Source organism: Curtobacterium sp. NPDC087082 (assembly GCF_044745045.1).
Taxonomy (GTDB): domain Bacteria; phylum Actinomycetota; class Actinomycetes; order Actinomycetales; family Microbacteriaceae; genus Curtobacterium.
Window position 1 is genome coordinate 40,147 of sequence record NZ_JBIUZN010000003.1, and the last position, 21,940, is coordinate 62,086.

Sequence of the window (21,940 nt, forward strand, 5' to 3'; positions counted from 1 at the left end):
TCGGTTCGTGGATTGCGCACCAGTCTATTGGTGCCTCAGTGGCCCTTCTGCTTCCCCTGCGGGTCCTGTGGAGACTGCTGCGCGGGCTGGTCCCCCTGTGGAGACTGCTGTGCCGGCTGCTGCTGGCCCGGCTGCTGCGTCGCCGCCGCGTCGCCCTGGGAACCGCCCGACGATCCGCTCGACGACGTGTGGCTGGCCTGACCGATCATCGCCGGGTCCGCAGCCGGCAGCGTGCCACCGCCCACGGTCTGGTCGAGGTACGACATCATCGACTTGCCGACGCCGAACTTCGCGCTGTACCCGGTGGTCCCCTGCAGGAACGGCCAGTTCGCCAGGCTCACGTTGCCCTGGACGTTGCCGATCCAGGTCGCGTTCGTGTACTTCGTGCTCGACGCGACGAGCCAGTTCTGCACGTCGCCGTCGGTGGTGCCGGTCTTCGCGAACTTCGGGGTGCTGTCTCCGGGGTTGGCGCTCGCGGCGGTGCCGGACCCGGTGAGGACGCCCTGCAACGCGTAGTCGACCGTCCCGGCCACGTCGGCAGCGACACCCTGCGTGCAGGACGACGGCGTCGGGGTGATCTTCGTGCCGTCCGACTCGGTGACGGAGTCGATGGCGGTCGGCGTGCAGACGACGCCGCCGTTCGCGAAGCCCGCGTAGGCCTCGGCGAGGTCGATCGGGGACAGGTTGTTCACGCCGAGGATCGACGACGGGGTCTGTCCGAGCGCGCCGCCGGCCGCCGGGTGGATGCCCATCGACTGGGCGAGCTGCGCGATCTTGCACAGGTCGAGCTGCTTGCCCATCGCGGCGTAGGCGGTGTTGATCGACTCCGACGTCGCGGCCTGCACGGTCATCGACGACGGCACGTTCTCGGCGTTCGACACCGGCCAGGTCCCGCCGCTGACGTTCTGGCAGGTGTTCGTGAACTCCGAGTTCTGGAACGTGTGCTCGGTCGTCGACACGGACTGCGAGAGCGTGTGCCCGGTGGCGAGCCACTCGGCGAGCGTGAACACCTTGTACGTCGAGCCGGTCTGGAACCCGCCCGAGTTGCCGTACCCGCTGTCGGCGCTGTAGTTCACCGCGGTCGATCCGGCGGTCGAGGTGTCGCCCTGCGTGTACTGCGTGTTCTGCACCATCGAGAGGATCCGGCCGGTTCCCGGCTCCACGGTGACGTTCGATCCGCCGACGTCGACGCCGGCCATCGTCGACGGGACGTAGGTCGACAGCGCGGTCTGCGCCTGGGACTGCAGGTCGAGGTCGAGCGAGGTGTGGATCTCGAGGCCCTTGGTGTCGAGCGTCGCGATGCGCTCGGCGGCCGTCTTGCCGAACGCCGGGTCCTGCAGCACCTGGTCGCGCACGTAGTCGCAGAAGTAGCCGGCGTCGTACCCGGTCGCGGCCGAGGAGCAGCCGTTCGCCGTGGCGGTGATCTTCGGCGTGACCGGTGTCGCCTTCGCCTGCTCGAGCTGCGCCTTCGTGATGTCGTGGTGGACGTACATGCGCTGCAGCACGTAGTCGCGGCGTTCCTTGGTGGCCGCGTAACCGTTCTTCGCACCGTTGTCGGCGTTCGACGGCTGGTCGATCCGCAGGTTCGACGGGTTGTTGAGGATCGCGACGAGGGTGGCCGACTGGACGAGCGAGAGGTCCTTCGCGTGCACGCCGAAGTAGTACTCGGCACCGGCCTCGGCGCCGTACACGCGGCCGCCGAGCCCGACGAGGTTCAGGTACCCGGTGAGGATCTGGTCCTTCGAGTACTTCTTGTTCACGGCGATCGCGTACCGCATCTCCTGGAGCTTGCGCTGCGGGGTCACCCCGGCGGCGTCCTCGTAGCACGCGGCGACCTTCTTCTCGGTGTCCGCGGCGTCCTTGCCCGTGAGCTCCTCGCACTGCTGCACGAGGACGTTCTTCACGTACTGCTGGGTGATGCTCGACCCGCCCTGCACGTCACCGCCGACGACCGTCGCCGCCGCACCGCGGAGCGTGCCGACGACGTCGATGCCGCCCTCGTCGTAGAAGCGGGGGTCCTCGGTGTCGATCGCCGCCTGCTTGAGCGTCTTCGCCATCGCCCCGGACGCCACGGTCGTGCGGTTCTCGGCGTAGAACGAGGCGATCTTGACCTGCTGTCCGCCCTTCTCCGCGTAGACGGAGGAGACCTGCTGCGGCGTCTGGATGTCGAGGTAGCTCGGCAGGTCCTCGAAGAAGGACACCGCCCCGGACGTGCTCTCGCCCGCGACGGCGACCCCCGGCGTGACCGCCACGGCGACGAGCATGCCGGCCAGCGCCGACATCGCGACGAACGTCAGGAGAGCACCAGGCCATCGCACCACACGCATGCACGGCACCGTACGGTCACGATCTGGACTGGTTCTGCCGTGGAACGAGTCCAGGCTGCACCGCCCCTCAGGTTGCCACCCAGGATCAGTCGCGGGGCTGGAGGTCCTGCGGTCGGACGAGGTACATGTCCGGCGACGCCTGCGGCAGCCCGTCGCCGCCGCGCTCACCGCGCCGGACCTGCTCGCGCACGAGGTCCCCGCGGCCGACGGCGATGAGCGCCACGTCGTGCAGCGACGCCGTCCCCGGCTTGAGGTAGTCGTTGTGCCCGACCGGTCGGCGGAACACCTCGCCGGCCTCCTGCACGTCGACGCCGCCGGTCAGGTCGAGCACGGTCGAGCCGAACCCCGCGGAGCCGGGATCGGTGCCGAAGTACCCGGAGCCGGCGATCGGGTCGCTGTGCGCGTCCCCGACGAACACCTGCCCGGCGCTGACGGCCAGGTCGGCCGAGGTGCGCACGTCGCTCCCCGGCGAGCCCAGGACCGTCAGGGTGTCCGCGCTCATCTCCCCCGAGGCCAGCGCCATGAGCGCCGCGGTCGACCCGTACGAGTGCGCGACGATGTTCACCCGCGGTTCGTCGCCGTCGCGGATCTCCCGGAGCCCGCCGACCGTCCGGGCGAGGCGCTCCCCGCCCGTCTTGGCCATGCCGAGCGACATGATGTTCGACAGGTCCGGCGTGCGGTAGCCCATCCACGCCACGACGGCGACGCCGTTGCCCGAGCCGGGCGCCGCCAGACCGGCCACGGTCGCCTGCTCGGTGTAGAGGTCGTTCGCGGTGTTCGTGAAGTCCGCCATCTGGCCGGTCACGGTGAAGAACATGCCGGGGACGACGACCGTGACGTCGGCGGCGGTGTCCAGGTCCCCGACGGCGATGGCCGCGCGCCCGGCACCCCGCGTGTCGAGCGTGATGAGGTACCGGTCCGGTGCACCGACCTCGTGCACGAGTGCGTCGCGGACCTGGCCGAGCATCGCGGTCACGGCGGCAGCGGCCGAGTGGTCGGCGAGACCCGTGGCGAGGACCGCTCGGTTCGCACGGTCGCGGACCGCGTAGGGCACGCCCTCGAGGTTCCCGACGACGGACGGCGCGAGGGTCGTCAGCGTGTCGCGCTCGTCGTCCGTGAGTCCGGACCACCAGGCGGTGACCTCGGCGGCGGTCGGCGGGTCGTCCTCGGCGGTCGCGAGCACGTGACGGTCCTGCCCAGCACGGAGGAGGTCCGCGCCGCTGAGCGACGACAGGTCGGTGAGGAACGCCCGCCCGTGCTGGACGGTGACCCCACCCGACGCGGACGACGGCCCGGACACGGACACCGACGCGGTCAGGTGTACCCCGGTCATGACCGGTCGGGGTACTGAGGCACCCTCAGGGACCCGCGCGATCGCGTGCACGACGGCCACGGAGTGGGTGGCGGGCGCGACTGGGACCTCGACCACTCCGAGCGAGTGCATCGAGGCGGTGAGCAGAGCCGCGGCGATGAGCAGCAATCGGGTCTCCCCCGGGAAGGCCGTCCCGTCGACTCCCTGCAGACGACGGGTGATGCTCTATCGAGTGTAAGGAGAATAGCCTTCCCGAGGACGTGCGCGTTGCAACTTGTCCCCCGAACTGGGTGGACACACAGGCGCGCCGTACCGCACCGACCGACGCCGGACGTGCTCCTGAGTCGGACTCAGTCCTCGGGTTCGTCCCCGGCTGCGTCGCCGAGCGCCGCCGGCCCCTCGGTCACGAGCAGCCGGAACTGCTCGGCGTCGATGATCCGGACCCCGAGCTGTTCGGCCTTCGTGAGCTTCGAACCGGCACCGGGACCGGCCGCGACGAAGTCCGTCTTCTTGCTCACGCTCGAGGCCGCCTTGCCGCCCGCGGCGATGATCGCCTCCTGCGCGCCCTCGCGGCTGTACCCCTCGAGGGAGCCGGTCGCCACGACGGTCAGCCCGCTGAGCACGCCGCCTTCTGCGTCCGCGGCGCCCGGTCCGGGGTGCCCGGGCGTGGTGAACTGCACGCCCGCCGCCGTCCAGCGGTCGATGATGTCGCGGTGCCAGTCGACCTCGAACCAGTCGAGCAGGGCGTCGGCGATGATCCCGCCGACACCGTCCACCGCGGCGAGTTCCTCGCGCGAGGCGGCCCGGATGGCGTCGAGGGACCCGAAGTGGTTCGCGAGCGCGCGGGCTGCCACCGGCCCGACGTGCCGGATGCTCAGGCCGACCATGATCCGCCAGAGCGGCTTCGTCTTCGCGGCGTCGATGTTCGCGAGCATCTCGAACGCGTTCTTCGACGGGTACCGGCTCGGTTCTCCCGTGTAGTCCGCTCCCCGTGCGTCGGGGTCGAACGGCGGGTCGGTCTTCTTGCGCGCCCGGCTGAACGGCGTCACGCGCTTCGGCGCACCGTCGTCGGTGGTCTTCTCCATGCCGGTCTCGGCGTCACGGACGATGACCTCGATGGGGACGATGTCCTCCATCGTCAGGTCGAACAGGCCGGCCTCGGTCTCGAGCGGGGGCTGCTCGGGGTGGAGCGGCTGCGTCAGGGCCGCCGCAGCGACCTCGCCCAGCCCCTCGATGTCGAGCGAGCCACGGGAGGCGATGTGCTCGACCCGGCCGCGCACCTGCGCCGGGCAGCTCTTCGCGTTCGGGCAGCGGAGGTCGATGTCGCCTTCCTTCGCGGGGGCGAGGGGCGTGCCGCACTCGGGGCAGTTCGTCGGCATGACGAACTCGCGCTCGGTACCGTCGCGGAGTTCGACGACCGGACCGAGCACCTCGGGGATGACGTCGCCGGCCTTCCGGAGCACCACGGTGTCCCCGATGAGGACGCCCTTCGCCTTGACGACCTGCTGGTTGTGCAGGGTCGCCTGCCGCACGACCGACCCGGCGACCTCGGCCGGGGCCATCACCGCGAAGGGCGTGGCGCGACCGGTCCGACCGACGCTGACGACCACGTCGAGGAGCGTCGTGTGGACCTCTTCCGGCGGGTACTTGTACGCGATCGCCCACCGCGGGGCGCGCGACGTCGACCCGAGTTCCTCGTGCAGGGCGAGGTCGTCGACCTTGATCACGATGCCGTCGATCTGGTGTTCGACCGAGGCGCGTCGCTCGCCGTAGTCCTTGACGAAGGCCAGCACCTCGTCGATGGAGTCGAAGACCCGGTAGTGCGAACTCGTCGGCAGGCCCCACGTCTGCAGGAGCTCGTACACCTCGGACTGCGCGCGGACGTCGGTGTCCCGTTCGAGTTCGCGGACGGGCCACGCGCCGATGCCGTGCACGAGCATGCGGAGCCGACGGAGCCGGTCCACCATGAGCTCGCGCTTCGCCTCGGACTTGCCCTCCTCCTTCTGGCGGAGGGATCCGGCTGCCGCGTTGCGCGGGTTCGCGAAGACCCGCTCCCCCGCGTCGCGCTGCTTGGCGTTCAGTTCGTCGAACTGCTCGACCGGGAAGAAGATCTCGCCACGGACCTCGACGAGGGGCGGGTGCCCGGAACCGGACAGGCGGTCCGGGATCGTGCCCATCGTGCGGACGTTGCCGGTGACGTCCTCGCCGACGACGCCGTCACCGCGCGTCGCGGCCGAGACGAGCCGACCGTTCTCGTACCGGAGGTTGATCGCGAGCCCGTCGATCTTCAGCTCGGTGAGGAACCGGACGCGCTCGGCACCGGCATCGCGCTGCACCTTGACCGCCCAGTCGACGAGTTCGTCCGGGCTGAAGACGTTGTCGAGGCTGAGCATCCGCTCGGCGTGCTCGACCGGCGCGAACTGCACGGTCTGCGCCTGGCCGCCCACGGTCTGGGTCGGGCTGTCCTCGGTGAGGAGTTCCGGGAAGCGCTGCTCGATCGCGTCGAGGCGGTGGACGAGCCCGTCGTACTCGCCGTCCGCGACCGTCGACCCGTTCTCGTCGTAGTACGCGTGCCGCAGCTCGTTGATGCTGGACCGGAGCCGGTCGACCTCACGCTGCGCCTGCGCCGCGTCGAGTGCGGCGGGGTCGATCGTCTCGAACGTCGAGTCCGCGGGCGTCGTGTCGCTCATGCCCTCAGTTCTACCGGCAACCACCGACCGGACGCGCAGCCGACGGGCAACCCGGGAGCGCCGCGCGGTCAGACGGAGGCGGGCACCGCCGACACCGTCGCGTCGATCGTGCACTGCCCGAGCACCCGGGTGCCGACGTACACGACCGCAGTCTGCCCCGGCGCGACGCCCGAGAGCGGCTCGTCGACGTCGATGACCAGCTGGCCGTCGGTGACCCGTGCGGTCGCGGGCACCGGGTCGGCGTGCGCCCGGATCTGCACGTCGCACGCGAACGGCGTGGACGGGTCGGCCGGCGCGGTGCCGGCCCAGGTGAAGCGCGACCCGGACATCGAGGTCACGTCGAGCGCCTCCTTCGGGCCGACCACGACGGTGTTCTCCTTCGGGCGGATCTCGAGCACGAACCGCGGCTTGCCGTCCGGTGCCGGTCGACCGAGGTGCAGTCCGCGCCGCTGTCCGACCGTGTACCCGGTCGCCCCGTCGTGCGCACCGACGACCGTGCCGTCCCGCTCGACGACGTCGCCGGGGGCCGTGCCGACGCGGTCCGCCAGCCAGCCCCGGGTGTCGCCGTCCGGGATGAAGCAGATGTCGTAGGAGTCGGGCTTCTGCGCCACGGTGAGGCCTCGCGCCGCCGCCTCGGCCCGGACCTCGTCCTTCGAGGGCGTCGCTCCGAGCGGGAACATCGCGTGCTGGAGCTGCTCGGCGGTCAGGACGCCGAGGACGTACGACTGGTCCTTCGCCCACGCCGCCGAGCGGTGCAGCTCGCGCGCCCCGTCCGGACCGGTGACGATCGAGGCGTAGTGCCCGGTGCAGACGGCGTCGAACCCGAGGGCGAGCGCCTTCTCGAGCAGCGCCGCGAACTTGATCCGCTCGTTGCAGCGCATGCAGGGGTTCGGCGTGCGGCCGGCCTGGTACTCGGCCACGAAGTCGTCGACGACGTCCTCCTTGAACCGGGCCGAGAAGTCCCACACGTAGTACGGGATGCCGAGCGCGGACGCGGCGCGCTGGGCGTCCATCGAGTCCTCGATCGTGCAGCAGCCGCGGCTGCCGGTGCGCAGGGTCCCGGGCATGCGGCTCAGCGCCAGGTGCACACCGACCACGTCGTGCCCGGCGTCGACCGCCCGGGCTGCGGCCACCGCCGAGTCGACCCCACCGCTCATCGCCGCCAGAACTCGCATGGCTCCAGGGTAACCCGCCGACGAAGCGGTACCGCGGGCGTACCGTTGTCCGAGCGATGACCTCCGAGACCCCTGCCTTCGACTTCCGGTCGGTCCTGCTGTCCGGGTTCCTGCCCGCAGCGCTCTTCGCGATCGGCGAGGGCGCGATCATCCCGATCATCCCGATCGCGGCGAGCTCCCTCGGCGCGAGCCTGGCGTTCGCGGGCTTCGTCGCGGCGCTCATCCTCGTGGGCGAGCTCATCGGGGACGTGCCCTCCGGGGTGGTGGTCGCCCGCATCGGGGAGCGCAACGCGATGATCGGCGCGGCGGTCGTCTCGGTCGTCGGGCTCCTGGTGTGCACGGCCGCCCCGAACGCCTGGGTCCTCGCGCTCGGGGTGTTCCTCGTCGGTGTCTCCACCGCCGTCTTCGCGCTCGCCCGGCACGCCTACATGACGACCGCGATCCCCCTCCACATCCGGGCACGGGCGCTGTCGAGCCTCGGTGGCGTGTTCCGCTTCGGCTACTTCGTCGGTCCGTTCATCGCCGCCGGCGTCGTGCACCTGACGGGCACCACGCAGAGCGCGTTCTGGATCCACATCGTCTGCTGCCTCCTGGCGGCGGTGACGCTCCTCGTCCTGCGCGACCCCGCGACGGGCGCACGCGGCTTCCGCAGGCCGAGCCGCGCCTCCCGGCCCACGACGGACGACGCGACCGTCACGACCGACGCGACCACCACGGAGCCGCCCACCGACACCGGTGCGCAGTTCGTGCAAGAGGAAGCGCACGGCCTCTTCCGCACCATCCGCGCGAACCGGGCCGTGCTCCTCCGGCTCGGCAGCGGTGCCGGCCTGATCGGCGCGCTCCGCGCCGGCCGCCAGGTCATCCTGCCGCTCTGGGCGGTCAGCGTCGGGCTCGACGACTCGACCGCAGCGCTCGTCATCGGCATCGCCGGTGCGGTCGACTTCGCGCTCTTCTACACGAGCGGGCAGATCATGGACCGGTGGGGCCGCCTGGCGAGCGCACTCCCCTGCATGGTCGGGCTCAGCATCAGCTACTTCCTGCTCGCGTGGTCCGGACACCTCGACGCCCGGGTGGGCTGGTTCGTCGCGATCGCGATGGGGATGTCGCTCGCGAACGGGGTCGGGTCGGGCATCCTCATGACGCTCGGCGCGGACCTCGCGCCGCGGGACCACCCGGCGCCGTTCCTGGGCGCCTGGAGGTTCACCGGCGACTTCGGGCAAGCCGCTGCACCGCTCCTCATCTCCGGCGTGACCGCCGTCGCGTCGATCGCCGTCGCGAGCGGGGTGATGGGGGTGCTCGGCCTGGTCGGCGCGGGCATCCTGTTGCGGTACGTGCCGCGGTACCTCCCGCGGAAGCTGCGCTGACCGTTCGCCGACCAGCCGGTCGGGGCGGCCCAGGAGGCGCGGATCACGTCCGGCGCGCGGGCGGCGCTCGGTAGACTGCCGCTGCTCGCGGGAGTGGTGGAATCGGTAGACACGCAGGATTTAGGTTCCTGTGCCCCTGGCGTGAGGGTTCGAGTCCCTCCTTCCGCACCAGAAGTTGCGTCCTCACGCATCTCATACCACCGAGGGACGTTGCCGTCATCGGCGGACGGTACCCTCGTCCTGCGGGACGCCTCCCCGTGTCCCCGCCTCCACGACCGGAAGAACCATGCACTCCGTCGCACTCGCCCTGATCCCCTGGCTGGATCCGCAGTACATCCTCGACAACTTCGGGGCCATCGCCGTGTTCGTGGTGTGCGCCATCATCTTCGCCGAGACCGGGCTGCTCGTCGGCTTCATCTTCCCGGGCGACAGCTTGCTCGTCATCACCGGCCTCTTCGCGTTCGACCGCGGTGGCGAGATCGGCGGCATCCCCGTCTGGATCGCCGCGCTGATGATCGCCGCGTCCGCGTTCCTCGGCGGCGAGCTCGGCTACTACATCGGCAAGAAGGCCGGCCCGCCCATCTTCGAGCGCAAGGAGAGCGGGCTGTTCTCCAAGGCGAACGTCGACCGCACGAACGCGTTCTTCCACCGGTTCGGCCCCCTCGCGGTGATCCTCGCCCGGTTCGTCCCCGTCGTGCGGACGTTCCTGCCGATCGCCGCCGGTGTGGGCCGGATGAACTACAAGAAGTACTCCCTGTACAACGCGATCGGCGCCGTCGTGTGGGGCGTCGGGGTGACGTTCCTCGGGTACTTCATCGGGCACATCCCGTTCGTCGCGCACATCGTCCGCGAGTACATCGACATCATCCTGCTCGCGGCCGTCGTCGTGACGGTCGTGCCGATGGCGCTGACGTACTTCCGGAACGCGCGCAAGGCGAAGCGCGACGAGGCCGCGGCTGAGGCGGGAACCGAGCCGCAGCGCTGACGGTCCGTCCTGCCGGACAGGAGGCGCGGTGCCGGCTGGCGCCGCGCCTCCTGTCCGTCGCGGGCCGCGCCGGCCCGGGCCGGGCCGGCGCGCCGGGCCGCTCGCGTCGCCGAGCGGGCGAAATACGTCCCCCTCGGCCGCTCCCGGCGGCACATTCCGCCCACTCGCCGCACACGCCCGCCGCGCCGAGCCGCCGCCCCCTCCGCCGAGCGGGCGAAATACGTCCCCCTCGGCGCCCCCGCGCGGCACATTCCGCCCACTCGCCGCACGCCCGCGGCGGCCAGCGGCGCCCAGCCGCCGCCCGCTTCGCCGAGCGGGCGAAGTACGTCCCCCTCGGCGCCCCCGCGCGGCACATTCCGCCCACTCGCCGCACGGCCGCGGCGGCGCCGGTCCCTCGCCCAACCAAAGACAACCCGAGCCACGTCGCGACGTGGCTCGGGTCGTCTTTGGTTGTGCGGCCGCCTGCCCGCGCGTCAGACGCCGAAGTACTCCCGCACCACCGGCGCGATCCCGCGGAACGCCTTGCTCCGGTGCGACAGCGCGTTCTTCTCCTCGCGCGTCAACTCCGCCGACGTCCGGTCGGCGTCGTCCGGCCGGAAGACCGGGTCGTACCCGTGCCCACCGTCGCCGATGGGCTCGGTCGTGACCTCGCCGTTCCAGACCGCCTCGACCACGTGCTCGGTGCCGTCCGGCGAGACGAACGCCGCGGCGCACACGAACGCCGCCGTGCGCTCGACGACCCCGTCGAGGTTCCGCAGCAGCAGGGCGATGTTGTCCGCGTCGACCCGCGTGCCGGCGTACCGCGCCGAGTGGATGCCGGGAGCACCGTCCAACGCGTCCACAGCGATGCCCGAGTCGTCGGCGAGCGCCGGGAGCCCCGTGTGCGCGACCGCCGCACGGGCCTTGATGAGGGCGTTCGCGGCGTAGGTGTCCCCGTCCTCGACGGGCTCCGGGCCGTCGTACCCGACGAGCTCGACGCCGTCGCCCAGCGCCGACCCGAGGATCTCGCGCAGCTCGACGACCTTGCCCTGGTTGTGCGTCGCCAGGACCACCGTGCGCGAGGTCATGCGAGCCCCAGCACGGACTTCTGGATCGCCGCGAGGGACTGGTTGCCCGCGAGCCCGAGGTCCAGCAGCACGTTGAGCTCGTCGCGGTCGAAGGGTGCGTGCTCAGCGGTCCCCTGCACCTCGATGAACTTGCCCGAGCCCGTCGTGACGATGTTCATGTCGGTGTCGGCGGCGGAGTCCTCGGTGTACGCGAGGTCGAGCATCGGCTCACCCTTGACGATCCCGACGGAGATGGCCTGCACGCTGTCGAGCAGCGGGGTCGCCTTCTTCGCCACGAACCCGCGGTCGCGCCCCCACTCGATCGCGTCCACCATCGCGACGTACGCGCCCGTGATCGACGCCGTGCGGGTGCCGCCGTCGGCCTGGAGCACGTCGCAGTCGATGACGAGCGTGTTCTCGCCGAGACCCTTCATGTCGACGACCGCGCGGAGCGATCGGCCGATCAGGCGGGAGATCTCGTGCGTGCGCCCGCCGACCTTGCCCTTGATCGACTCGCGCTGCATGCGCTCGTTCGTCGAGCGGGGCAGCATCGAGTACTCGGCAGTGACCCAGCCGGTGCCCTTGCCGGCGAGCCACCGCGGGACGCCGTTCGTGAAGGACGCGGTGCAGAGCACCCTGGTGTTGCCGAACGAGATGAGCGCGCTGCCCTCGGCCTGCGTGCTCCACCCCCGCTCGATCGTGACGGGACGGTGGTCGGTCGCGGTGCGGCCGTCGATGCGGAGCGTGTCGCTCATGGGGTCCTTTCGATGCGGGGCAGCGTGATGGCCCCGGTCTGGAGGTGGCCGACGCTGGAGACCTCGGGGCCGAGGAAGCGTCGGGCGAGTCGGATGAAGCCGTTCTTGTCGTCGCCGGTCGCCTCGAAGGAGTAGGTCGGCGGCTCGGTGGCAGTGCGTTCGAGCCCGTGCTCGACGAGTCGTCGGTACACGTCGTTGGCGGTCTCCTCGGCGCTGGAGACGAGCGTCACGTCCGGACCCATCACGTACTGGATCGCGGCGGACATGAGCGGGTAGTGCGTGCACCCGAGGACGAGCGTGTCGACGTCGGCTGCGCGGATCGGTGCGAGGTAGCCCGCAGCGACCTCGCGGAGCGCTGGGGAGGAGGTGTCCCCCGCCTCGACGAACTCGACGAAGCGCGGGCATGCAGCGAGGCTCAGGCTGATGTCCGACGCGACCGCGAAGGCGTCCTCGTACGAGCGCGACGCGATGGTGCCGACCGTGCCGATCACGCCGATGCGTCCGGTGCGGGTCTGCTTGACGGCGGCGCGTGCAGCGGGCTGGATGACCTCGACGACGGGGATGCCGTACGCCTGCTCGTACCGTTCGCGGGCGTCCCGGAGCACCGCGGACGAAGCGGTGTTGCACGCGATCACGAGGGCCTTCACACCCTGTTCGACGAGGTCGTCCATCACCTCGAGCGCGTAGCGACGGACGTCCGCGATGGGCTTCGGGCCGTACGGCGAGTGCACGGTGTCGCCCACGTACCGGATGCTCTCGCGTGGCAGCTGGTCGATGATGGCGCGGGCCACCGTGAGTCCGCCGACCCCGCTGTCGAAGACTCCGATCGGTGCATCCGTCACGACACCAGCGTACCGAGCGCGCGGGCCCGCCCGCCCCGTGAGCGGGCGCAATGCGCACCGCTCACCGCGCCGACCCGACGGAATCCGCTCGCTCGCGAAAGCCGCCGGTCCAGGAGGCGCGACCCGCCCCCGCCAGGCCGCCCCGCGCCTCCAGGCCGCCACCCACCCCGCGGGCGGGCGAAACACGCACCGCCCGCCGCGCCGACGCAGCACATACCGCCCGCTCGCCTTCGCGCGGACCCGCCTGCCGCGCGAGCGGGCGGAACACGCACCGCTCGCCGCGCCGACCCGACACACACCGCCCGCTCGCGCGCGCCGGCCGGCGGATCCGTACCTCCGGGCCCGGGCGACACTAGTGTCGGAGAGGTGACCAGCGCGCTCCTCACGGACCAGTACGAACTCACCATGGTCGACGCGGCCCTCAAGGACGGCACGGCCGACCGCCGGTGCGTGTTCGAGGTCTTCGCCCGCCGCCTGCCGGACGGGCGCCGCTACGGTGTCGCCGCGGGCCTCGGCCGGTTCCTGACCGCGCTGACGGACTTCCGGTTCGGCGACGACGAGATCGCGTTCCTGCGCGACCGCGGCGTCATCGACGCCGGGACGGCCTCGTACCTCGCTGACTACCGGTTCACCGGGGACATCCGCGCCTACCGCGAGGGCGAGGTCTTCTTCCCGAACTCCCCCGTCCTCCAGATCGAGGGCACCTTCGCCGAGGCCGTCGTGCTCGAGACCCTCGCGCTGAGCATCTTCAACGCCGACAGCGCGATCGCGAGCGCCGCCGCACGCATGGTCTCCGCTGCCGACGGTCGACCGCTCGCCGAGATGGGCTCCCGGCGCACGGGTGAGTGGAACGCCGTCGCCGCCGCCCGGGCCGCGTACATCGCGGGCTTCGGGGCGACGAGCAACCTCGAGGCCGGGCGCACCTGGGGCATCCCGACGATGGGCACCGCGGCGCACGCGTTCACGCTCCTCCACGACTCGGAGGAGGACGCCTTCCGATCGCAGATCGACGCCCTCGGGACCGGCACGACGCTGCTCGTCGACACCTACGACATCGAGGCCGCGGTCGACACTGCGGTCCGGCTCACCGACGGCAAGCTCGGCGCCGTCCGCATCGACAGCGGCGACCTGCCGTCCGTCGTGGCGTCGGTCCGCGCACAGCTCGACCGGCTCGGGGCGACCGACACGAAGATCACGGTCACGAACGACCTCGACGAGTACACGATCGCGGCACTCCGCGCGGCGCCGGTCGACTCCTACGGCGTCGGGACCTCGGTGGTCTCCGGATCGGGCCACCCGGCCGCGGGCATGGTCTTCAAGCTCGTCGCACACCGCGACGCGAGCCACCGCGACGCGAGCCACCGCGACGCGGGCCACCGCGACACAGCCGACGGCGGTGCGAACGACGACGGCTGGGTCCCGGTCGCGAAGAAGTCGGCCGAGAAGGCCACCGTCGGCGGACGCAAGCAGGCCGGCCGCCGCCTCCGCAACGGCATCGCCACCGCCGAGGTCGTGCTGACCACGGGCCAGGTCGGGCCGGACGAGCGCCCGCTGCTCGTCCCCGTGGTGACGAACGGCGAGGTGGACCCGGCGTTCCTCGGCGTGCAGGGCGTCGAAGCGGCCCGCGCGCACCACAAGATGGCGAAGGCCGAGCTGCCCGCCGACGCGTCACGCATCGGTCGGGGCGACCCGGCCATCCCCACGCTCGTCATCTGAGCGTCGGCGTCACTCCGCCTTCATCTTCTCGTAGATCGCCTTGCAGTCGGGGCAGACCGGGAACTTCTCTGGGTCGCGCCCGGGGATCCACTTCTTCCCGCACAGCGCCTTGACGGGCTTGCCGGTCAGGGCCGACTGCAGGATCTTGTCCTTCTTGACGTAGTGCGAGAAGCGCTCGTGGTCGCCGGGCTCGATCGCCTCTTCCTCGAGGAGCTTCTCGAGCTCGCGGTCCATCACGTCGAGGCCGCCACCGGGTTCCGTCATGCTCATGCGTCCAGGGTACGACGACCGGGCGCGCGCCGCGACGGTCCGCGACGCGCGGGGGCGTGGCCGACCCGCGACGGCCTGGAGGCGCGGGGCGGGGTCGACCCGCGCCTCCAGGCCGTCAGGTGGTCACCCCTGGAGGCGACCCGGCTCAGTTGCGCTGCGCTGCGGCCAGCAGGTCCGGCCCGTGGCGGTCGAAGAGGCGACCGCCGATCGCGACGCCCGCCGCCAGCACGACCACGCCGACCAGGACCCCGACGACGAGGGTCAGGATCCCCCACGGCTCCGGGCCGTCGACGAACGCGAGCACCGCGAGCCAGGCCGCGGGGACGGAGCAGACCAGGATGCCGACCACCATCGACGACTGCGCGACCGAGGCGAGGACACCGGCGGCCTGCGGCTGCTGGAAGGGATGGTCGCCCGGTCGGACGGTCGGGTACGGCAGCAGGACGGACACGACGCTCGACAGCCCGAGGCCGGACAGGAGCGCACTCGTGCTCACGCCGACCAGCAGCGGGAAGGCAGTCCAGTCGCCGAACAGCCACGCGGAGACCCACGAGCCGGCGACGAGTGCGGGGATGCCCACGGTGAGCACCGGCACGAGGCGACCGAGTCGGTCGCTCCAGCCCGGGGCTCCCGAGGCGACGTGCAGCCACACCGCGGTGTTGTCGTACGAGACGTCGTTGTGCGGCAGGAAGCCCGCGATGAGCGCCATCAGCGGCAGCGGCACCAGGGCGGTCCAGTGCCACGGCACGCCGGCAACCCCGAGCGGGATGACGACGAGCGGGACGAAGACGATGATCAGGTAGGACGCGCGGTACCGCGGGTCGCGTCCCCAGTAGGTGAGGGCCCGTGCCGCCACCGCGCCGACGGGCGTGGAGCCGAGCGTGTCGAACCATCCGAGGCCCCGGTACCGACGGGTCCGCGCACGGCCGTCGACGGTCTCGAGCGCCCGGCCGACCACGGCCCACCAGGCGAGGCCGAGCAGGGCCACGACGACCACCGCGATGACGAGCTTGACGATGCCCTCGCCCACACGGCCACTCGCGACGTCGGCCGGGACGGCCCAGGCGGCGCCCCACGGCGTCCATCCGGCGACGTCGGCGACGCGCTGCATCTCGGCGCCGGCCGGGTCGAGCCAGTCGACGCGGAGCAGGAGCGACACGGCCGGGATCGCCAGCACGACGATGACCAGCGCGACCAGCCAGCCGGCGTCCCGCGACCGGTGCGGACCGATCAGGGACGCACCGACGGCGCTGCCGACGCGGATGAGCAGGGCGCACGTGGCGATGGCGAGGAGGGCGGCGACGACGCCGAGGACGCCGACACCCGCACCGCGCATCCACGCGACCGACTGCGCGACGGCCACGACGGCGACCGCGACGACCGGGACCCCGATGAGTCCGGCGACCCCGAGCCCGACCGCCAGGTCGCGTCGGCCGATGCCGAACACGGTGAAGCGCCGCGGATCGAACTGGTCGCCGCGCCCGACGACGAGCGGGACGACCGTGAACGCGAAGGCGATGAGCGTGCCGACCGGGACGACGACCGAACGCGCGACCTCGGGTGCGGCGTCACGGAGCCCGACGACCTCGATCGCGACGAGCACCGCGGCGACGAGTCCCGCGAGGCTGCCGAGCACGACGAGGACCGACCGACGGGCGCTCCCGCGGACCTCGCCCGCGAGCAGGTCCGCCCTCAGCCGGAGAAGCTGTGCAACCATTCCATGCTCTCTGCCACGACGCGGCCGCCCGCGAGTTCGACGAACTTGTCCTCGAGGCTCTTGCGCCCGCGGACCTGCGCCATCGTGCCGGAGGCGAGGACCTTGCCGCCGACGATGATGGCGACGGAGTCACACGTGCGCTGCACGAGCTCCATGGAGTGGCTGGAGAGCACCACCGTGCCGCCCCCGCGCGTGTAGCGACGGAGGATCTCGGTGATGGTCGCTGCGCTCACCGGGTCGACGGACTCGAACGGTTCGTCGAGCACGAGCACCCGGGGCGAGTGGATGAGCGTCGCCGCGAGGGCGATCTTCTTCGCCATGCCCACGGAGTAGTCGGCGACCTGACGGCCGAGCGCCTCGCCGAGACCGAACGCCTCGGCCAGGTCACTGCTGCGCTTGCGCGCGGTGGCACCGTCGAGCCCGCGGAGGGTCGCCGAGTAGTACAGCAGCTGCGCGCCGGTCAGCCGGTCGAACAGCCGGAGCCGGTCCGGTAGCACGCCGAGGTCCCGCTTGGCGGCGGTCGGGTCGGCCCACACGTCGTGGTCGAGCACGGTCACGCTGCCGGCGTCGGGACGCAGGAGTCCGGTGACCATCGACAGGGTGGTCGTCTTGCCGGCGCCGTTCGGGCCGACGACGCCGAAGATCGAGCCCTGGCGGATCTCGAGGTCGACCTCGTCGACGGCGAGGGTCTGGCCGTAGCGCTTCACGAGGCCGTCGGCACGGAGGACGACGGGCTGCTGGGGCTGCTTGGCCGTGGGCGCGGGGCGCTTCGTGCCGCTCGGGCGCTTCTTCGCGGACTTGGTGTCGGGCGCCGCGGTGTCCGCTGCGGTGTCGGCTGCTGCCGTGTCCGCTGCGGGGTCCGTGGCGGTTGCGGTGTCCGTCGGGGTCGCGCGGTCGGTCGGGGTCGCGCGGTCGGTCGCGTCCGTGCCGGCGGTCGCGTCCGTCTCGTCCGCCCCGGCGCGCGGGCCAGGAGGCACGGTGCCGGTCGTCCCCGCCGTCTGCGTCGGGCGGGTGGCACGTCCCTTGCCGCCGCGCGCCTTGGCAGGGCGGCGACCGGTGGTCGTCGGCGCCACCGCCTGCGCGGCGACGCGGTCCGCCCCCGTCTCCGTCTCCGTCGTCTCGGTGGCCGTCGTGTCGTCGGTCATCGTGTCCTCAGCGGAGGCGTCGTGTGCATCCCCGTCCCCCATGTCGTCGTCAGCGGCGTCTCCCGCCGCGGTGGCGTCGTCGTCCTCGGTGGCAGCGTCGTCCGCGGTGTCGTCGTCGCCGTCGGCGGCCGCTTCGGCCTCGGTGTCGGCGTCCGCTTCCTCGGTCAGCCAGGCAGCGTCCGACGTGGCGTACACGTCGTCGTCGTCCCCTGCTGCTGCGGCCACCGCCCCACCGTACCAACGCTCACCGGACAGCGGGGGACGCCTCGGGCGCAGTGTCCCGAATCCCCGGCGCTGTGTCACGAATTGAGCACGAAGCGGCCGAGACCGTACCCCGGTGGAGGGTCGTTCCGTATCATTCACCGAGGCACGACGAAGTGTTCACCACTTGGAAACCTGCCCCGGCCGGTGTCCCCGTGACGATCCCTCCCTGCGAATGCGCGCAGAGACGGCGGTCTTCCCGGGCAGATCGGATCTTCCGGGAGCACACTCGACGAGGCCCGCCCGTGCCCCAGGGCGCGCGGGCGGACACCAGAAGGGACCAGCATGACCACGCAGATCGTCATCCTCGCAGCGGGGATGGGCAGCCGCCTCGGGCGCAGCCTGCCGAAGCCGCTGACCGAACTGAGCGACGGCCGCACCATCATGCAGCAGCAGTTCGACAACATCCGTGCGGCGTTCGGTTCGAGCGCACGCGTCACGATCGTCGTCGGCTACAAGTCGGAGTACATCGTCGAGGCCTTCCCCGAGGCGAACTTCGTCTACAACGAGTCCTACGACTCCACGAACACCTCGAAGAGCCTGCTCCGCGCCCTCAAGGCGACGGGCAAGGGCGGTGTGCTCTGGATGAACGGTGACGTCGTCTTCGACCCGCGCGCCCTGGTGCGTGCGGCCGACATGATCGACGAGGACCGCTCGTTCGTCAGCGTCAACACCGACAAGGTCTCCGACGAAGAGGTCAAGTACACCGTCGACGCCGAGGGCTTCATCCACAAGCTGTCGAAGCAGGTCGTCGGTGGCCTCGGCGAAGCCGTCGGCATCAACTACGTGTCCTCGAAGGACAAGCAGGCGCTCATCCGCCAGCTCGGTCGCGTCGACGACCAGGAGTACTTCGAGGGCGGCATCGAGGCTGCCATCGCCGAGGACGGGCTACTCTGGAGCCCGATCGACATCTCGGACCTCTACGCGGTCGAGATCGACTTCGCCGAGGACCTCGAGCGCGCGAACAACCTGTTCGCCTGAACCAGCGTCAAGACCCCCTCGGCGATTCCGCCCGAAGGGAAACCGTGACCACAGCGAGTGCGCCGACCGCGCCCGCGGCTGCCGCACCAGCGGCGTCCCGGAGCGCCGGTCGGCGCTATCGTCATGCCCTCTGGCTGCTGACGATCCGAGACCTCCGCGTCCGCTACTCGACCTCGGCGCTCGGCTACTTCTGGTCGATCCTCGACCCGCTCGTGATGTCGGCGATCTACTGGTTCGTCTTCACGCAGGTGTTCCACCGCGGGTCGGTCGGCGAAGAGCCGTACATCGTGTTCCTGCTGTCGGCGCTGCTGCCGTGGATGTGGTTCACCGGTGCCGTCTCGGACTCAACGCGGGCGTTCATCAAGGAGACCAAGCTCATCCGGTCGACGACGATCCCGCGCAGCATCTGGGTCGCCCGGGTCACGGCGTCGAAGGGCATCGAGTTCCTCCTCAGCCTGCCGGTGCTCGCCGTGTTCGCGATCGCGACGGGGGCCCACTGGCACTGGGAGATCGCGCTCTACCCGCTCGCGATCGTGCTGCAGTGCGCGCTCGTGTACGGGCTCGGCCTGATCGTCGCGCCGCTCGTGGTCTTCTTCCGTGACCTCGAGCGTGCGGTGAAGCTCGTGCTCCGGTTCCTCTTCTACGCATCGCCGATCATCTACGGCACGTCGGCACTGCCCGACAAGCTGCACGACCTCGCGGCCTTCAACCCGCTCAGCGGCATCTTCGGCATCTACCGCGCCGCGTTCTTCCCGTCGCAGCTGAACTGGTTCGAGGTCGGGGTGTCCGTCGTCGTCACCGTCGTCGTCCTCGCGATCGGACTCGTCGTGTTCCGCCGCAGCGAGCACCGCGTCCTGAAGGAGCTGTGATGACCGCCACCGAGCAGACCAGCCGCAGCGCGACGGTCGCCCCCGTGATCTCCGTCCGCGACGCCGGCATCCGGTTCAAGCGCAACCGTCGGGCGAGCCGGAGCTTCAAGGACCTCTTCGCCGGCAGCAACCGCCGCAAGCGCGCGGACGAGTTCTGGGCGCTCCGGGGTGTGTCGTTCGACGTCCGCCCGGGTGAGGCGATCGGGGTCGTCGGCCGCAACGGTCAGGGCAAGTCGACGCTGCTGAAGCTCGTGGCCCAGGTCATGCTCCCCGACGAGGGACGCATCCACGTCGGTGCCGGGGTCGCACCCCTGATCGAGATCACCGGTGGCTTCGTCGGAGACCTCTCGGTCCGCGACAACGTCTACCTCACGGCGGGACTGCACGGCATGTCCCGGGCGGAGATCCGCGACGCCTTCGACGAGATCATCGAGTTCGCCGAGATCGGTGACTTCGTCGACACCCCGTACAAGCACCTGTCGAGCGGCATGAAGGTGCGCATCGCGTTCGCGGTCATCTCGCGCCTCGACGAACCGGTGATCCTGGTGGACGAGGTCCTGGCGGTCGGCGACAAGGGGTTCCGCGAGAAGTGCTACAAGCGGATCGAGGAACTCCTCGCCGGCGGCCGCACCCTGTTCTTCGTCTCGCACAGCGACAAGGACCTCCGCCGCTTCTGCGAGCGTGGGCTGTACCTCGACAAGGGTCGCCTGCAGCTCGACGGCACGATCGAGGAAGCACTGCAGCGGTACTCGTCCGACTACGCCGTCTGACCACCGATCCCCGTCCACAACCAGGGTCCCCAGGGCCGCTCTCCACAGCCGCCACTCCCCCGAGCCGAACCGGCCGCCGGACGTCAGACCCTCACCCTACGGTGACGGCATGCACCACCCGACACCGGCCTACCCCGTCCCGTTCTCGATCGACCGTTCCCGTGCTCCGCGCCGCTACGACCTGCTGAACACCGGCGACGAACCCGTCGACGGCATCACGCTCACCCACCTCGGCACCGGCTACTGCCCGCCGCTCGCCGTGCACCGGCTCGAACCGGGTCGGTCGCTCTCGATCGCCGTGTTCGGCGCCACCGCCGACGACACGGGCGTGGTGATCGTCCGCTGGCGACGACCGGACCGCTCCGAGTACCTCTGGCGGATGTCCCTCGTGGGTGACGCCCGTGCTGCCTGACCGTCCTCGTCGCGCCACCGTGGTCCGGTGGGTCCGGGTCGGTCCCTCAGTCCTCGCCGCGCGCCGCCGCGACGGTCTGCCAACGGGCGAGCAGCCGTTCGACCGCGTCGTGCAGCCGCTTCGTCGCCGCACCCGGCGTCGTGTCCCCGAAGTACCGCTCGACCCAGTGCTGCAGCTTCGCGAGCTCGGCGGCGTCGTTCGCCGCGGCGTCGACCCGCGCGACGACGTCCTGCGCATCGGACGCCGTCAACCAGTTGGCGTCGCTCAGGTACCCGCGCTCGTCGACGTCCGCCTCGGGCGAGACCGGCCGGGTCACGATGAGCGGCTTGCCCACGGCGAGCCGGTCGTAGATCATCGCGCTGATGTCCGTGATCGCCACGTCCGCTCCGGCGAGCTGCCACCCCAGCTCGGCACCGTCGTCGTACACGTGGTGGGCGCCCGGGTCGGCGGCGTTGGCGCTCGCGATGGCAGCGACGATCCGCTCGTGCGCCGCCTTGTACGCGGCGTCGCGCACACCGCTGCGGGGGTGCGGCCGGTACACGAGCCGGTGCGTCGGCGACGCGAGCACCCGTTCGGCGATCGTGGTGCCGTGGCTCGCGATCGACCCGTAGGCGGCCGCTGCGCGGTCCCCCTCCCACGTCGGCGCGTAGAGCACGACCGTGCGGTCGTCGGCCGGGTACGGCGCGGCGCCGGCGAAGTGGTCGGCCTGCGGGCGACCGATCGAGATCGTCCGGGCATCCAGGTCGTAGTCCCACAGGGCGTCCGACAGCCGTCCACGAGCGGCGTCACCGGCGATCAGGGCGTAGTCGTACGCCTTGAACTGGTTCGTCGTCATGTACATCTTGTCGCTCTCGCCGTGGTTCACGAACACGTGCCACATGCGCCCGTACCGCATCATCTGGAAGTTGCGGGCGTTCTGGTTGACGTAGAAGACGATCTTCGGGGCCTGCTCCTCGACGAACTGCTCGAGGTCGACGACCTGGCGCGCGTAGACCACGGGCACCGGGGACTCGTCGAGCAGGGTGAGCATGGTGCCGGGGCTCCGCGCGATGATCGCGACCGGGTGGGTCGCCGCGAGTTCGGCGAGGGGGGCGTACCACTGCCGCACCTGGTACATGTTCACGGGGCCGTCGGCGAAGTAGACGGCGATCTCCACGGTGCCCGGAGCAGGGGCCACCACCGACGGCAGCCGGCGTGCGAGTTCACGACGGCTGCGTCGCGACTTGAGCAGGCGGTCGGCGAGCCGCAGGGCCGTGCGCGCGTCACTGATGATCGGCATGGTCTCTCTTCCTGGGTCCGGGGA

The 21,940-nt window shown here is 71.3% G+C and carries 18 protein-coding genes and 1 tRNA gene; 8 read left to right on the plus strand and 11 right to left on the minus strand.

The window, feature by feature from the left end; genetic code table 11:
• Nucleotides 1–35 precede the first annotated feature (35 nt).
• The 4 genes from ACIPEP_RS09250 to mnmA all read right to left on the minus strand — a co-directional run bounded on the left by ACIPEP_RS09250 (nucleotide 36) and on the right by mnmA (nucleotide 7,504).
• Nucleotides 36–2,327 carry a transglycosylase domain-containing protein gene (locus ACIPEP_RS09250; protein WP_402717091.1) on the minus strand — a complete coding sequence of 764 codons (2,292 nt, stop codon included), beginning with the start codon at nucleotides 2,325–2,327 and terminating at the stop codon, nucleotides 36–38.
• 85 nt (nucleotides 2,328–2,412) lie between these two features.
• Nucleotides 2,413–3,660, minus strand: coding sequence for an alpha/beta hydrolase (locus ACIPEP_RS09255; protein WP_402717092.1), 1,248 nt, complete (start codon nucleotides 3,658–3,660; stop codon nucleotides 2,413–2,415).
• 329 nt (nucleotides 3,661–3,989) lie between these two features.
• The gene (ligA, locus tag ACIPEP_RS09260) at nucleotides 3,990–6,329 is read right to left on the minus strand and encodes an NAD-dependent DNA ligase LigA (protein ID WP_402717093.1); all 2,340 of its coding nucleotides are present in this window, start codon (nucleotides 6,327–6,329) and stop codon (nucleotides 3,990–3,992) included.
• A gap of 68 nt (nucleotides 6,330–6,397) precedes the next feature.
• Nucleotides 6,398–7,504, minus strand: coding sequence for a tRNA 2-thiouridine(34) synthase MnmA (gene mnmA, locus ACIPEP_RS09265; RefSeq protein WP_229086726.1), 1,107 nt, complete (start codon nucleotides 7,502–7,504; stop codon nucleotides 6,398–6,400).
• A 56-nt stretch (nucleotides 7,505–7,560) separates the two neighbouring features.
• On the opposite strand from mnmA, the gene ACIPEP_RS09270 reads away from it, so the two are divergent.
• From ACIPEP_RS09270 to ACIPEP_RS09280, 3 genes are all read left to right on the plus strand, one after another.
• The gene (locus tag ACIPEP_RS09270; RefSeq protein WP_336697438.1) at nucleotides 7,561–8,868 is read left to right on the plus strand and encodes an MFS transporter; all 1,308 of its coding nucleotides are present in this window, start codon (nucleotides 7,561–7,563) and stop codon (nucleotides 8,866–8,868) included.
• An 87-nt stretch (nucleotides 8,869–8,955) separates the two neighbouring features.
• Nucleotides 8,956–9,039 (plus strand) — tRNA-Leu (locus ACIPEP_RS09275).
• A gap of 115 nt (nucleotides 9,040–9,154) precedes the next feature.
• Nucleotides 9,155–9,853, plus strand: a complete 699-nt coding sequence (locus tag ACIPEP_RS09280) for a DedA family protein (RefSeq protein WP_070416665.1) — start codon at nucleotides 9,155–9,157, stop codon at nucleotides 9,851–9,853.
• A 473-nt stretch (nucleotides 9,854–10,326) separates the two neighbouring features.
• Here the strand turns inward: ACIPEP_RS09280 and rdgB are convergent, their stop codons facing one another.
• Genes rdgB through murI form a run of 3 tightly spaced genes read right to left on the minus strand, consistent with a single transcriptional unit; the run spans nucleotide 10,327 to nucleotide 12,496 of the window.
• Nucleotides 10,327–10,920, minus strand: a complete 594-nt coding sequence (gene rdgB, locus ACIPEP_RS09285) for an RdgB/HAM1 family non-canonical purine NTP pyrophosphatase (RefSeq protein ID WP_402717094.1) — start codon at nucleotides 10,918–10,920, stop codon at nucleotides 10,327–10,329.
• Complete coding sequence (gene rph / locus ACIPEP_RS09290) at nucleotides 10,917–11,654, minus strand: ribonuclease PH (protein ID WP_402717095.1); 738 nt, start codon at nucleotides 11,652–11,654, stop codon at nucleotides 10,917–10,919. The genes rdgB and rph overlap by 4 nt, the downstream gene beginning before the upstream one ends.
• Entirely contained in the window at nucleotides 11,651–12,496 is an 846-nt protein-coding gene (gene murI, locus ACIPEP_RS09295; RefSeq protein ID WP_070419170.1) for a glutamate racemase, read from the minus strand. Before murI ends, rph begins: the two co-directional genes overlap by 4 nt.
• 366 nt (nucleotides 12,497–12,862) lie before the next feature.
• On the opposite strand from murI, the gene ACIPEP_RS09300 reads away from it, so the two are divergent.
• A complete protein-coding gene (locus ACIPEP_RS09300; RefSeq protein WP_402717096.1) occupies nucleotides 12,863–14,212 on the plus strand; it encodes a nicotinate phosphoribosyltransferase in 1,350 nt (449 codons plus the stop codon).
• Between the two features lie 9 nt (nucleotides 14,213–14,221).
• Here the strand turns inward: ACIPEP_RS09300 and ACIPEP_RS09305 are convergent, their stop codons facing one another.
• The 3 genes from ACIPEP_RS09305 to ACIPEP_RS09315 all read right to left on the minus strand — a co-directional run bounded on the left by ACIPEP_RS09305 (nucleotide 14,222) and on the right by ACIPEP_RS09315 (nucleotide 17,569).
• Entirely contained in the window at nucleotides 14,222–14,482 is a 261-nt protein-coding gene (locus ACIPEP_RS09305) for a DUF3039 domain-containing protein (protein WP_092384164.1), read from the minus strand.
• A 145-nt stretch (nucleotides 14,483–14,627) separates the two neighbouring features.
• On the minus strand, nucleotides 14,628–16,199 hold the full coding sequence (locus ACIPEP_RS09310) for an ABC transporter permease (protein ID WP_229085210.1): 1,572 nt from the start codon (nucleotides 16,197–16,199) through the stop codon (nucleotides 14,628–14,630).
• Nucleotides 16,175–17,569 (minus strand): ABC transporter ATP-binding protein, encoded by a 1,395-nt coding sequence (locus tag ACIPEP_RS09315; protein WP_402717097.1) that lies wholly within the window; start codon nucleotides 17,567–17,569, stop codon nucleotides 16,175–16,177. The genes ACIPEP_RS09310 and ACIPEP_RS09315 overlap by 25 nt, the downstream gene beginning before the upstream one ends.
• 321 nt (nucleotides 17,570–17,890) lie before the next feature.
• Here ACIPEP_RS09315 and ACIPEP_RS09320 point away from each other — a divergent pair, with 321 nt between their 5' ends.
• The 4 genes from ACIPEP_RS09320 (at nucleotide 17,891) to ACIPEP_RS09335 (ending at nucleotide 20,637) form a co-directional block, all read left to right on the plus strand.
• Entirely contained in the window at nucleotides 17,891–18,586 is a 696-nt protein-coding gene (locus tag ACIPEP_RS09320; RefSeq protein ID WP_070416669.1) for an NTP transferase domain-containing protein, read from the plus strand.
• A gap of 44 nt (nucleotides 18,587–18,630) precedes the next feature.
• A complete protein-coding gene (locus tag ACIPEP_RS09325) occupies nucleotides 18,631–19,455 on the plus strand; it encodes an ABC transporter permease (protein WP_070416670.1) in 825 nt (274 codons plus the stop codon).
• Complete coding sequence (locus tag ACIPEP_RS09330) at nucleotides 19,455–20,225, plus strand: ABC transporter ATP-binding protein (protein ID WP_070416671.1); 771 nt, start codon at nucleotides 19,455–19,457, stop codon at nucleotides 20,223–20,225. The genes ACIPEP_RS09325 and ACIPEP_RS09330 overlap by 1 nt, the downstream gene beginning before the upstream one ends.
• 109 nt (nucleotides 20,226–20,334) lie before the next feature.
• Nucleotides 20,335–20,637, plus strand: a complete 303-nt coding sequence (locus tag ACIPEP_RS09335) for a hypothetical protein (RefSeq protein ID WP_071295002.1) — start codon at nucleotides 20,335–20,337, stop codon at nucleotides 20,635–20,637.
• Between the two features lie 46 nt (nucleotides 20,638–20,683).
• On the opposite strand, the gene ACIPEP_RS09340 is transcribed toward ACIPEP_RS09335, so the two are convergent.
• Nucleotides 20,684–21,916 carry a CDP-glycerol glycerophosphotransferase family protein gene (locus ACIPEP_RS09340; RefSeq protein WP_402717098.1) on the minus strand — a complete coding sequence of 411 codons (1,233 nt, stop codon included), beginning with the start codon at nucleotides 21,914–21,916 and terminating at the stop codon, nucleotides 20,684–20,686.
• Between the last annotated feature and the right edge of the window lie 24 nt (nucleotides 21,917–21,940).

Bases quoted from the DNA above. Each gene is read 5' to 3' on its own strand.
- ACIPEP_RS09255 (WP_402717092.1), bottom strand. From the start codon at position 3,660: ATGACCGGGGTACACCTGACCGCGTCGGTGTCCGTGTCCGGGCCGTCG.
- ACIPEP_RS09280 (WP_070416665.1), top strand. From the start codon at position 9,155: ATGCACTCCGTCGCACTCGCCCTGATCCCCTGGCTGGATCCGCAGTAC.
- ACIPEP_RS09340 (WP_402717098.1), bottom strand. From the start codon at position 21,916: ATGCCGATCATCAGTGACGCGCGCACGGCCCTGCGGCTCGCCGACCGC.
- ACIPEP_RS09270 (WP_336697438.1), top strand. From the start codon at position 7,561: ATGACCTCCGAGACCCCTGCCTTCGACTTCCGGTCGGTCCTGCTGTCC.
- ACIPEP_RS09305 (WP_092384164.1), bottom strand. From the start codon at position 14,482: ATGAGCATGACGGAACCCGGTGGCGGCCTCGACGTGATGGACCGCGAG.
- mnmA (WP_229086726.1), bottom strand. From the start codon at position 7,504: ATGCGAGTTCTGGCGGCGATGAGCGGTGGGGTCGACTCGGCGGTGGCC.
- ACIPEP_RS09320 (WP_070416669.1), top strand. From the start codon at position 17,891: ATGACCACGCAGATCGTCATCCTCGCAGCGGGGATGGGCAGCCGCCTC.
- ACIPEP_RS09335 (WP_071295002.1), top strand. From the start codon at position 20,335: ATGCACCACCCGACACCGGCCTACCCCGTCCCGTTCTCGATCGACCGT.
- ACIPEP_RS09330 (WP_070416671.1), top strand. From the start codon at position 19,455: ATGACCGCCACCGAGCAGACCAGCCGCAGCGCGACGGTCGCCCCCGTG.
- ACIPEP_RS09310 (WP_229085210.1), bottom strand. From the start codon at position 16,199: ATGGTTGCACAGCTTCTCCGGCTGAGGGCGGACCTGCTCGCGGGCGAG.
- rph (WP_402717095.1), bottom strand. From the start codon at position 11,654: ATGAGCGACACGCTCCGCATCGACGGCCGCACCGCGACCGACCACCGT.
- ligA (WP_402717093.1), bottom strand. From the start codon at position 6,329: ATGAGCGACACGACGCCCGCGGACTCGACGTTCGAGACGATCGACCCC.
- ACIPEP_RS09250 (WP_402717091.1), bottom strand. From the start codon at position 2,327: ATGCGTGTGGTGCGATGGCCTGGTGCTCTCCTGACGTTCGTCGCGATG.
- rdgB (WP_402717094.1), bottom strand. From the start codon at position 10,920: ATGACCTCGCGCACGGTGGTCCTGGCGACGCACAACCAGGGCAAGGTC.